This is a genomic window from Streptomyces daliensis (assembly GCF_054782395.1).
Window position 1 is genome coordinate 298,204 of the sequence record NZ_BAAGSO010000094.1, and the last position, 11,404, is coordinate 309,607.

Genomic DNA, 11,404 nt, shown 5'->3' on the forward strand with positions numbered 1-11,404 from the left:
CACCGTGGGCGGCCTGCTGACGGAACTCGGCAAGAAGCTCGCCGAACGGTGGCTGTCGCTGCTCGTGCTGCCGGGTGCGCTGTACTTGGCGGCGCTGGGCGTCGCACGGGAGCTGGGGCACGAGCGGTGGTACGCGGTGGGCGGGCTGCCCGGACGGCTCGCGCGGCACGCCGACCACCTGACGTCTCCGGCCGCGCCCGCCGCCGCGACGGCCCTCTTCCTCGTCGCGTTTCTGCTCGCCTCGGCCACGTGCGGGGTGGCCGCGCAGGCGCTGGGTTCTGTGCTGGAACGGTGCTGGCTGGCGCCCGACTGGTCAGGGTGGCCCTCCGTGGCGCGGCGCCCGGTCCGGGCACTGACGCGTCGGCGCCGCGCCCGCTACGAGCGGCGGCGCGCGGACCTCGCGCGGGTCACGGCCGAGGCCAGGGTCGCGACGGCTGCCGGGGTGCCGCTGGCCGACGAGGACGATGTGGCCGTAGCGCGTCAGCGGCTGCGCCGCGTCTCGCCGGGGCGTCCCGGGCGGCCGACCTGGGCGGGTGACCGGATGCGCGCGGTGGAGGCCGCGCTGCGCGAGAGCCTCGGCCTTGAACTGGGCGTGGTCTGGCCGCACTTGTGGCTGTACGTGCCCGAGAGCACTCGGGTCGAGGTGACGGCAGCGCGCGGGGCGATGGTTCGGGCGGCGGCGCTGGCCGGGTGGGGGCTGCTTTATGGGGTCGTAGGTGCGCTGTGGTGGCCGGGGCTGTTGGTGGCGGCCGGGGTGGTGGGGACGGGGTGGCGCCGGTTCCGCGCCGCGACGGACGAATACGCGCTGCTGACCGGTGCGGCCGTGCGGCTCCACGCTCACGAGCTGGCCCGTGCCCTGGCCATCGGCCACGCGGGGCCCCTCACCAAGGAGGCGGGCACGGCGCTGACGGCCTACCTCATCAGCGGCCAGGCACCGGCGGCTTCACTGCGCCTTCCCGCCGAGGGGGAGCCGCCTGGGGGCTCGCGCTGACGGCCCCTTCGCGAGGGGGCGGAAGGAAACGGGGGGGTTGCCCTCTTCACGGGGATGTTGCGCGGGACGGTTGTCCGGTGTGGTGAGTGCCGTAGGATCCCGCGCTGATTTTTGTGCCCTCTCCCGGGCGGGGGCGGCTGGACCAGCGGCCATCTCCCCGGTCGAGGACTGATCCACGGTCACAGCCCAGTGGCCAGCCAGACGGTCACAGCCGCGGTGGCGGTGAGTCCGACATTGAGTGCGATCCGGCGGTCCTCGCCGGTCAGGTGAACGGCGATCGCACCGGTCTGCAAAAGTACGAAGCCGATGGCTGCGGCCGGCGCCACCCAAGGAGCGGTGCCGGTCAGCGGTGGCAGGACCAGACCGGCAGCGCCGAGTATTTCGACCGCCCCCAGCGCCCTGAGGGCAGGCAACGGCACGCGGTCGACCCAAGCCATCATCGGCCGGAGTTGATCGCGGCTGCGGATGACCTTCAGAGTGCCTGCGTAGAAGTAGAAGAGCGCGAGCAGTCCCGCGACGATCCAATAGGCGATGTTCATGGTTCCCGTTCACGGGGGCCTGTCGATTGCGTCGATTGCCGGGGAAGCCCCTGGAGAAGGCCGGTCCGCCCCTTCGGCTTCAGGCGAGGTCGGTGGCGGGCTGTGTCGCGTAGCGGCTCATCGCGTCGATGTTGGCCTGCGGCGTCATCGGCCGGCCCCCGGCGAGCACTTCCTGAAGGTCTCGGAAGTACTGAAGGTACAGGTCAGGTGTGAATGTGCTGAGCATGACGGCGGGTTGGTCGGTCAGGTTGGCGAAGGTGTGCGGGGTGCCGGGCGGAACCATGACGAGCGTCCCCGCGGTGGCGTCGTAGTCCTCGTCCCCGACGGTGAACCGCACGCTGCCGGAGAGAACGTAGAAGCCCTCGTCGTGTTGGCCATGGCGGTGCTGCGGCGGCCCCTGCGTGTGCGGGGCGAGGACGGACTCGGCGATCGCGAGGCGGTGCCCGGTGTGGCTGCCGTCCTCCAGAACGCGCATGCGCGTGGTGCCCAGAACGATCGTCTCGCCGTCGCGGGGACCGACCACCGATACGGCGGGGTCGGCCTGCGGCTCGCTGGTCTTCGCTTCTTCGGTCATGTTCACGAGTGCACCGCCGGGACCTCGCCGGTGTCCAAGACCTATTCGGCAGAGCCGATACCTCATGGGTATCGTCGCAGCGTGGGGCTATGAGCCTTGCGCTACTTCGTGGCTGTCGCCGAGGAACTCCACTTCGGCCGGGCCGCCACCCGGCTGCATATGGGCCAGCCGACCACTCGGGCCGGCAAGGCGTTGAGGAACAAACTCACAAGTGGGAGACGTGGGCCGTCGCGTCGAAGGGGCGGCGCGGGGGGCTCGGCCGCGGATCCGGGGCCGTGCCCGTGTAGAGCCAGCCGAGCAGTTTCTCCTGCGGGGCGACGCCGACGCAGTCACGTACCCACGGGGACTCGACGGCCAGACCGGTGCGCCACATCGTGCCCCACCCCCTGCTGTGCAGGAGGAGCTGGAGGGTGCCGACCACCGAGACAGCAGCGGCCAGCTGCTCCCACTCCGGCACCTTGGGGTGATCGGCAACAGGACAGAACACGAGGGACAGGAGCAGCGGTGCGCGCAGCGGCGCGGCGAGGGCGCGCTCCACGCGTTCCGGTGGCGCTGCCTGGGCCAGCGCCTTGCCGAGGCGTTCGCGGGCCTCGCCCCTGACGGTGACGAGTCGCCAGGGCTTGAGCGCACCGTGGTCGGGTGCGGTCGAGGCCGCCTGGATCAGTTCCAGGAGTTCGCTGTCGTCCGGCGCCGGGCCGGTCAGCCGCGGCGCGCTGCGCCGGGTCCGTACTGCCTCCATGACCTCCACGAGGCCCTCCTTCGTATGACGAGGGGGAAACGGTCGCGCACGGGCTGATCAGATGCGGAGTTCTTCGTAAACGGTGCCGTCGTAATCGGCGGCGACGAGCCTCATCGGGGCCGTGGCCTCGCTGCTCGGGCGGTAGGGCCACCAGTTGACGAGAATGGTCACGCGCGGTGCGCCCGAGGCTGGCCCGGGTTCGCCGAGGACTTCTTTACGGCTGAGCACGGCGTGCCAAAGGTTCCCGGGGAAGCGGGCATAGGTGTTTGCCGAGGGGAATACGTGCGCCTTCTCCTTGGACTGGAGGTCGGGCTGCCCGGGGAAGACCGTGAGCAGCCCGTCAGGTGCCGTCGTGAGGAAGAAGACGCTGCTCAGCATGGGGGATTCCAGGGCCCCTGTCTGCGGGTTCTCCCCGAAATCGCGGTGCACGCCGAACTCGAAGTTCTCCGCATAGGGCGCGGTGAGCCGTCCGAGCCACCACTCGACGCCCACCGCGCGTTCGCGGACGGTGGCGTCGATTTCGGGGAGGAAATACTCCTGGACAGCTTCTTCGACGAGATTGCAGGGCTCTTTCCCCAACTCGTACCAGAAAGTCTGATGGTAAGGGCTGACGCCATTCATGTTCGCGGGATCAGTTGCCCGTCCGACGGCATTCCCCAGCCGGGAAAGCTGTTCATTCGGCAGCAATTCCGGGCTACATTCGAGAAGCTGCATGAAGTCAGCGTACACAGACCGGTTCGAAAGGGATAGGTGTTCGTTGCCCGTCCCCGTACACAGGAAGGCTCACTGTGGCAACAAAGGATTCCGGTTCCCTTTCCGGGGAGAATGCGGGCGGGCTCTCCCGGCGTTCCGTGCTCCGGCGTACGGGCGCCGCGGGCGGGGCGCTCTGGCTCCCCCAGGCCGCTGCGGGCGCCGCCTCGGCCGCGCCGCGCTCCTCGGCGGCCGAGGAGGACACGGTGGAGGTGCGCGAGAGCGCGAACCTCGCCGTCGCGCTCTCGCCCGACGGCCGGACGCTGGCCATCGACGCGCTCAACGCGATCTGGCTGCTGCCCGCGCGAGGCGGCACCGCGCGCAGGCTGACGGAGGACGAGCAGGACGCGTCGCAGCCGCACTGGTCACCGGACGCCCGTAGCCTGGTCTTCCAGTCCTACCGCGAGGGCACCTACGACCTGTGGCGGATCGGCGCCGACGGCTCAGATCTGCGCCGTCTCACCAGCGGCCACGGCTACGACCAGGAGCCCCGCTTCTCGCCCGACGGCCGTCACATCGTCTTCGGTTCCGACCGTGGCAACGCGGGCCGCATCTGGCTGCTGGACACCGGGAGCGGGGCGCTGCGCGCGCTCACGGAGGGCGACCGGATGTGCGGCATGCCCGCCTGGTCACCCGACGGGCGCCGGGTCGCCTATGTGGCCGACGGCGGCACCATGGAGGAGGTCGAGGTGTCCTCGGGTGCGACGCGGCGGCTGTTCGCCGCGCCGGAGGGTGCCACCCTGCACGGCCCCGCCTTCAGCCCGGACGGCACCCGGCTCGCCTATGTGCGCACCACCGGGCCGCGTGCCCAACTCATGCTGGACGAGGAGGCGTTGACGGACGGGGAGGACGTGTTCCCGCTCGCGCCCGTCTGGGTCTCCGGCGAGGAGCTGCTCTACACCGCCGACGGCCGCATACGCCGCCGCGCGGCCACCACGCGCGCGGAGGGCGCGAAAGACACGAAGGACGCGCACGAGGACGTCCCGTTCAGCGTGACGGTGAGCGTCGCGCGTGCCACGTACCGGCGCCGTGCCCCCGAGCTGACCTCGGACCGCACGCACGATGTACTCGGCATCGCCGATCCAGCCCTCTCCCCCGACGGCCGTAAGGTCGCCTTCCGGGCGCTCAACGCGATCTGGCTGCTGCCGGTCGGCGGCAGGCCCCGGAAGATCGTGGACGACGGCTACTTCAACGCCGCGCCCGACTGGTCCCCCGACGGCCGCACCCTGGTCTACGTCAGCGACCGCGCAGGTGTGCCGAATCTGTGGTCCTACGACGTGGCCGACGGCACGTCCCGGCAACTGACGGACCTGCCCGACGGGCAGTTGGCCCCTCGCTGGTCGCCGGACGGCTCACGCATCGCGTACCAGGACGAGAGCGGTGCGACGTGGGTGCTGAAGGCCGCCGACGGCACCGTCACCAAGGTGCTGACGCCGCTCTACCAGCCGGGGCCTCCCTCCTGGTCGCCCGACGGCAAGGTGCTGGCGATGGCCGCTGTGGTGCCGTACTCCAAGCGCGGCAGCTCGGGCCACAACCAGGTGCTGACGGTGAATCTGGAGACGGACGAGGTGGTCTACCAGCCCGTCGCGCCAGAGCGCTCCGTCTCCACGCGCAGCGGCGACGGTCCGGTATGGACGCGGGACGGCAAGCACTTCGTCGTCGGCATGGAGAGTCTGGCGTGGCGGGTGCCCGTGGACGCCGGGGGCCGGATCACCGGCGAGCCCCGGCAGATCACCGACGAGGTCACCGACTCCCTGTCCGTCTCGGCGGACAGCGGCACCCTGCTCTACCTCTCCGGCGGGCGCCTGCGCACCGTCGGGCTCGACGGCGGCACACCGCGCACCGTCCCCACCCGGCTGACGTGGCGTCACAGACCGGCCCCGGCCGGGCGCACCGTCATCAGGGCGGGGGCGGTGTGGGACGGCGAGGCGTCGGAGCTACGTCAGGACGTGGACGTCGTCGTGGACGGCGGGCGCATCGTGGAGGTGGCGGGGCGCGGGGCCGCGCGGGGTGACCGCGTCGTGGACGCCTCAGGGCTCACCGTCATGCCGGGCCTGATCGACACGCACAACCACTGGCACTGGCGCGGGCCCCAGTGGGGTGACCGGCAGGGGCGCGCGTGGCTGGCGTACGGCGTCACGACGAGCAGGTCTCCGGGCGACCCGGCGTATCAGATGGTGGAGAACAGGGAGGCCCTCGCCTCGGGCAGCAGGGTAGGCCCGCGCTATCTCGGCACGGGCGAGGGCATGGAGGGGACGCGCGCGTACCACCGGGTGATGCGGCCCGTCTTCTCCCGTGCGCAGCTCGACCGCGACCTGGACCGCGCCTTCGCGCTCGGCTACAACGTGCTCAAGTCCTACATCCGGCTGCCCGTCTCCTACGAGCGGCACGCGGTGGCCCGCGCGCACGCACACGGTGTGCCCGCCACCTCGCACTATCTGTACCCGGCTGTGCGGACCGGGTTCGACGGGATGGAGCACACGGGCGGCGGCAACCGGCTCGGCTACTCACGCACCCTCAGTTTCGCCGCGGGGCGGGCGTTCTCGGACTCCGTCGCGCTGCTCGCCGCCAGTGGCATGTGGATCTCGACGACGACACTGTTCGCCATGGAGCTGTTCGTCGACGACCGCTCGCTCATCGAGGACGAGCGCACGCGGGTGCTCTTCCCCGCCTGGGAGTACGAGCGGCTGAGGCAGAAGGCCGAGGACGCGAAGGGCGGTCCGCTGGCCGAGCTGTACCACGAGTGGACCGTGGGCGATGTGGACATGCTGCTGCGGGTGCAGCGCGCGGGCGGCCTCGTGGTGGCGGGCACCGACGCGGCGCTGGACGACATCGGCATCAGCATCCACCAGAACCTGCGTGTCATGGTGAAGTACGGCTTCACACCGCGCGAGGCGCTGCGCACCGCGACGGCCAACGCCGCGCGCTGTCTGGGGGTGGCGGACCAGCTCGGCGCGGTGGCGCCGGGGCACCTCGCCGACCTGGCCTTCGTCGAGGGCGATCCGCTGCGGGACATCGACGCCGCCGCTGCCGTACGCGAGGTGATGGTCGGCGGCCGGTCCTTCACCGTGCCCGAACTGCTCACACCCTTCCGGGAGCGGGAGACACGGGAGAAGCGGGAGCGCGCGGTGCGCAACGAGGTGCGGGCCGCGGCACCTACCGCGGCCCGCGACAAGGAGCACTACTGGCACGGACCCGAGTGGCGCACACGGGGCTGCTGCCGCTGATGCCGGTGGGCCCCGGGGACACGTCCCCGGGGCCCGCACGTCGCCGGTCATCCCCGAACCGGGGTGCGGCGGGGTCAGCCGACGCCGCCCGGAGCGCCCGCGGTGACGTCGAGCCAACTGGCGTAAAGCCCCGCGTACACACCCCCGCGCCGCAGCAGGTCACCGTGCGCACCGCGCTCGGCGAGGCGTCCGTGCGCGAACACGAGGATCTCGTCGGCGCGTTCGGCGGTGGCCAGGCGGTGCGCGATGGTGAGGGAGGTGCGCCCTGTGGAGAGGTTCTCCAGCGCGTGGGTGAGACGTGTGTCGGTTGCCGGGTCGACGGAGGAGGTGGCCTCGTCGAGGATGAGCAGCCCCGGGTCGGCCACATGGGCGCGGGCGAGTGCCACCAACTGCCGCTCCCCCAGGGACAGGTTCTCCCCGCGCTGCCCCGTCCTGGTGTGCGGCCCGTCGGGCAGCGCGGCGAGCCAGTCGCCGAGGCCGAGATAGCCGAAAGCGTCCGCGATCTCCTCGTCCGTGGCCTCGGGCTTCCCGAAGCGCACGTTCTCGGCGACGGTCGAGTCGAAGAGGAAGCAGTCCTGGGGCACCATCACCACCCGCGAGCGCAGCGAGGCGGGTGCGAGGTCGCGCACGTCGGTGCCGCCGAGCAGTATCCGGCCGCTCGTCGGGTCGGCGAGGCGCACCAGCAGCTTGGCCAGGGTCGTCTTGCCCGCGCCCGTGGCGCCGACGACGGCGACGCGGGCACCCGCCACCACGCTCAGGCTGACGTCCGCCAGCACGGGCTCGGCGCCCTCCTGGTAGGCGTAGGAGAGTTCCCGCACCTCCAGCGAGTGCGCTTGGCGGGGCAGTACGACACCGTCGCGGGGTGCGGGGACCTCGATGGGTGTGTCGAGGAGGTCGAGCACCTTACGCCATCCGGCGACGGCGGTCTGGGTGTGGTCGATGACCTCGGTCAGTTCGGTGACGGGTTCCAGGAACAGGTTCACCAGGAGCAGGAACGCCACGAGGGTGCCCGCCGTCAGCCCCGCCAGGGGGCCGAGGGCGATGCCCGCGGCGACGACGCCGACCACGGTGAGGGTGCCGAAGAACTCCCCTGAGGTGAACACCAGCGCGGCGAAGAGCCCGGCCCTGATCTTCGAGTCCCGCCACCGGTGGATGGCGCGGAACGTGCGCGCGGTGGTGCGCCGCTGGATGCCGTAGCCGCGGATGACGCCGGCGCCCTGCACCGTCTCGGAGACGACGGTCAGCAGCCCGCTCACATCGGTGCGGACGCGGTCGTGTGCGGCGCCGAGGCGGCGTTGCAGCGCGCGGAGCATGAGCACGAGCGGGACGACGATGAGCACCACGACGAGCGTCAGCCGCCAGTCGTAGACGGCCATGGTGACGAGGGTGGCGGTCATGATGGCGCCGTTGACGATCCAGGCGATGCCGCCCCATTGCAGGAAGATGCCCAGGGCCTCCACGTCCGCGCTGACGCGGGAGACGAGGGCGCCGCGCTGCTGGGTGGACTGTTCGGCGACGCTGAGCCGGTGCACGTGCGCGAACGCCTTCACACGCAACTGGCACAGTGCGCGCTCGCTGGCCATGGCCAGCCGCTTCTGGGTGGTGCGGGTGACCACCGCCGTGGCGGCGACGGCCACCACCCCGATCATCGCGAGCCGGTAGACGGTGCCCATGTCCACCTTGCCGTCCGCGAGGCCCTTGTCCAGTACCTGCTGGACGAGTACGGGCACGACGACGCGGCCCGCGCCGCCGAGCAGGGCCAGCAGGAGGGTGAGCCGGATGCCGCGCAGCAGTTCGGGGCTGGCGGCGATGCCCCGGCGCAGGATGCCGACGGCGCCGGGACGTGCGGCCCCGGGCTCCGTGGTGTGCGGTCCCGTGCCGGGTGAGGGGGTGGTGCCGTGTCCGGCCGCCGTGCTGTGCTGTCCCCCGGCTTCCGGGGTGTGCCCTTCGGGTGGTGTGCCGGGGCGGGGGGCCTCCGCTGTCGCGTCGTTCGTCCGCGCCGTGGTCATCGCACTCCTCCGGCCCGCTCGGTCTCGTAGGCGGTCACGAGGTCTTCGTAGCCGGGTGCCGTCGCCAGCAGGTGCTGGTGGGAGCCCACGCGGGGCGTACGGGCCCGGTCCAGGTAGAGCACCTGGTCGGCGAGGGCGAGGGTGGCGGGCCGGTTGGCGACGATGACCGTCGTCAGGTCGGCGCGCTCGCTCGCGAGGGAGCCGAGGATGCGGGCCTCTGTCGTGGGGTCGACGGCGGAGGTGGCGTCGTCGAGCAGCAGCAGTCCCGGACGCCGTACGAGCGCGCGGGCCAGTGCCACGCGCTGGCGCTGCCCGCCGGAGAGGGTGACGCCGCGTTCGCCGACGACGGTGGCCAGGCCCTGCGGGAGCGCGTCGGTGAACTCGTCGGCGCCGGAGAGCCGCAGGGCTTCGCGGAGTTGGGCCGCGTCGGCCTCGTGTCCGAGGAGGATGTTCTCCTCCAGACTGGCGGCGAAGAGGAACGGTTCCTGGAAGACGGTGGCGCAGGAGGCGGCGAGGCTCGCGGCCGAGATGTCGCCGACGGGGGTGCCGCCGATGCGCAGCGTTCCCCCGTCCAGGGGCAGCAGTCGCGCGAGCAGCAGCAGGAGGGTGCTCTTGCCGCTGCCCGTGGGACCCACCACGGCCAGGGTGGAGCCGGGCGGCACGGTGAAGCCGACTCCGTCGACGATCCGGGGCCCGTCCTTGCCGTCGTGCCCGCCGTCCCCGCCGTCCCCGCCGTCCCCGTTGCCCCCGCCGACTCCGTCGTGGCCGAAGGCGAGGCCCTCGGCCTCCACCGACAGCGGCCCCGCGGGCAGTGTCCGGGTGCCGGGCGAGGGGTGCAGGGGTTCGTCCAGGACGCCGCGGACCCGTTCGTAACCGGCGACGGAGCGGGGGACGTCGCCCAGTACGTAGCCGATGATGCGCAGTGGGAAGGTCAGCAGCGTGAAGAGGTTGATGAAGCTGACGAGGGTGCCGACGGTGATCTCACCGCTGTTGACCCGCCAGGCTCCGGCCACGACGAGCGCGACAACGGTGAGCGCGGGCACCGACTCCAGCAGCACGTCGAAGGTGGCGTCGCGCTTGGCGATCTCGGTCTTGGCCTCCCGCAGCCGCTGGGCGACCTTCTCGAAGCGGGCCCGCTCGGTCTCCTCGCCGCCGAGGACCTTCACGGTGAAGGCGCCGTCGAAACTCTCGTGCGCGACGGCCGACAGCTCGCCGATGCGCTGCTGGGCGAGGGTGGAAGGCGGTTCGATGCGCCGCTGGTAGACGGCGTTGAGCACGACGAGCGCGGGCACGATCAGCACGCCGACGGCGGCGAGCACCGGATCGGTGACGAAGATCCACACGCCCGCCGTGACGAAGAGGAGGACCAGCCCGCCCGCCAGGGGGATCTTGGAGGGCACCTCGACGGCGGCCTCGGTGTCGGCGTTCGCGTGCGCCAACAGCGTTCCGGTGGGCCGCCGTTGGTGGTAGAGGTACGGCAGCGCCTGGTAGTGGGTGACGACCTGCTCCCGCAGTGAGGCGTCGGAGCGGGCCTTGACGACGGCCGACATGCAGCGGCGCAGCACCGTCGAGGCCGTCTTGACGACGCCCACCGCCAGCAGTGCCAGCGCTCCGGCCACCATGGCGGCCGTGGACAGTTCCTCGTGCGCGAAGCGCGGGACCACCACGCGGTCGACGACCTCGCCCAGGGCGTAGGAGGAGGCCACGACCGCGCCGCCGTAGGCCGCCGAGCCGAGCAGCGCGAGGGCGAACGGCCGGGGGTGCAGCCGGATCACCGCCAGCACCAGCCGGGCTCCGCGGCGCATCATGCGACCGCCGGATTCAGTATCGGACATCGCCCCAGAATAGTGAAGGCGTGCTGTTCGACGCGGGCCCTGGACCGGTTTTCCAGGACCTGCGCGAAACGGGCACCGAATTCCGGGAGAAGGAAAGGAAGAAGAGAAACGGGAAACGCCCGGAAGGCAGTGAACGCTGCCTTCCGGGCGTCCCTTTCCGCAGGGCATGAAGGGGTAGGGCGAAGTACGGAGAGGTACGGGCGAGGTGCCCCGGTCTCACGCGTCGAGGCGGAAGATGATTTCCCGCACGTCCTCGCCACGGGAATTGGCGAAGGACTCCTCCTCGCCCACGCGCACGAAGCCGTTGCGCTCCAGGACGCGCTGGGAGGCGATGTTGTCGGAGACCGTCCTGCCGAACAGGGGCCGGGTGGTGACCTCCCGCAGCAGCGCGGCGAGGGCCTGGCCCGCGATGCCGCGGCCCCAGTGCTCCTTGCCGATCCAGTAGGTGACCTCCAGGTCACCCTCCTGCTCGTAGGTCACGACATGACCTGCGATCTCGCCGTCGACGAGGATGGTCTTCTTCGTCCAGTCGTCCTTGCCGAGGATCTTCTTCCACTTCTTCTCGAACGCCTCGCGGTCCGCCGGGTCCTTGGCGGTGAAGGCGGCCATGTGGCGTGCGTCCGCATCGGACTGATGCTGGAAGAACAGCGGAACATCGCTCTCCTCCGCGTCACGCAGAACGACTACGGAAGCCACGCGATCACCCTCCACCACTTCACCACTTGACCACTTCAACGCGG

9 protein-coding genes are annotated in these 11,404 nt (G+C 71.5%); 2 read left to right on the forward strand and 7 right to left on the reverse strand.

Annotation, left to right across the window (positions count from 1 at the left end; all coding sequences use genetic code 11):
• Positions 1-4: 4 nt before the first annotated feature.
• On the forward strand, positions 5-991 hold the full coding sequence (locus ACYVOO_RS23840; protein WP_461017726.1) for a hypothetical protein: 987 nt from the start codon (positions 5-7) through the stop codon (positions 989-991).
• Positions 992-1,170: 179 nt separating this feature from the next.
• Here the strand turns inward: ACYVOO_RS23840 and ACYVOO_RS23845 are convergent, their stop codons facing one another.
• The 4 genes from ACYVOO_RS23845 to ACYVOO_RS23860 all read right to left on the reverse strand — a co-directional run bounded on the left by ACYVOO_RS23845 (position 1,171) and on the right by ACYVOO_RS23860 (position 3,557).
• A complete protein-coding gene (locus ACYVOO_RS23845) occupies positions 1,171-1,530 on the reverse strand; it encodes a DoxX family protein (RefSeq protein WP_461017727.1) in 360 nt (119 codons plus the stop codon).
• 79 nt (positions 1,531-1,609) lie between these two features.
• On the reverse strand, positions 1,610-2,104 hold the full coding sequence (locus tag ACYVOO_RS23850; protein ID WP_461017728.1) for a cupin domain-containing protein: 495 nt from the start codon (positions 2,102-2,104) through the stop codon (positions 1,610-1,612).
• Positions 2,105-2,309: 205 nt separating this feature from the next.
• Positions 2,310-2,843 carry a nitroreductase family protein gene (locus ACYVOO_RS23855; RefSeq protein WP_461018105.1) on the reverse strand — a complete coding sequence of 178 codons (534 nt, stop codon included), beginning with the start codon at positions 2,841-2,843 and terminating at the stop codon, positions 2,310-2,312.
• A gap of 57 nt (positions 2,844-2,900) precedes the next feature.
• Complete coding sequence (locus ACYVOO_RS23860; RefSeq protein ID WP_461017729.1) at positions 2,901-3,557, reverse strand: hypothetical protein; 657 nt, start codon at positions 3,555-3,557, stop codon at positions 2,901-2,903.
• A gap of 74 nt (positions 3,558-3,631) precedes the next feature.
• On the opposite strand from ACYVOO_RS23860, the gene ACYVOO_RS23865 reads away from it, so the two are divergent.
• A complete protein-coding gene (locus tag ACYVOO_RS23865; protein WP_461017730.1) occupies positions 3,632-6,820 on the forward strand; it encodes an amidohydrolase family protein in 3,189 nt (1,062 codons plus the stop codon).
• A gap of 74 nt (positions 6,821-6,894) precedes the next feature.
• Here the strand turns inward: ACYVOO_RS23865 and ACYVOO_RS23870 are convergent, their stop codons facing one another.
• The 3 genes from ACYVOO_RS23870 to ACYVOO_RS23880 all read right to left on the reverse strand — a co-directional run bounded on the left by ACYVOO_RS23870 (position 6,895) and on the right by ACYVOO_RS23880 (position 11,360).
• On the reverse strand, positions 6,895-8,829 hold the full coding sequence (locus tag ACYVOO_RS23870; RefSeq protein ID WP_461017731.1) for an ABC transporter ATP-binding protein: 1,935 nt from the start codon (positions 8,827-8,829) through the stop codon (positions 6,895-6,897).
• On the reverse strand, positions 8,826-10,664 hold the full coding sequence (locus ACYVOO_RS23875; RefSeq protein WP_461017732.1) for an ABC transporter ATP-binding protein: 1,839 nt from the start codon (positions 10,662-10,664) through the stop codon (positions 8,826-8,828). The genes ACYVOO_RS23870 and ACYVOO_RS23875 overlap by 4 nt, the downstream gene beginning before the upstream one ends.
• Positions 10,665-10,880: 216 nt before the next feature.
• On the reverse strand, positions 10,881-11,360 hold the full coding sequence (locus ACYVOO_RS23880) for a GNAT family N-acetyltransferase (RefSeq protein ID WP_453348098.1): 480 nt from the start codon (positions 11,358-11,360) through the stop codon (positions 10,881-10,883).
• Positions 11,361-11,404 lie beyond the last annotated feature (44 nt).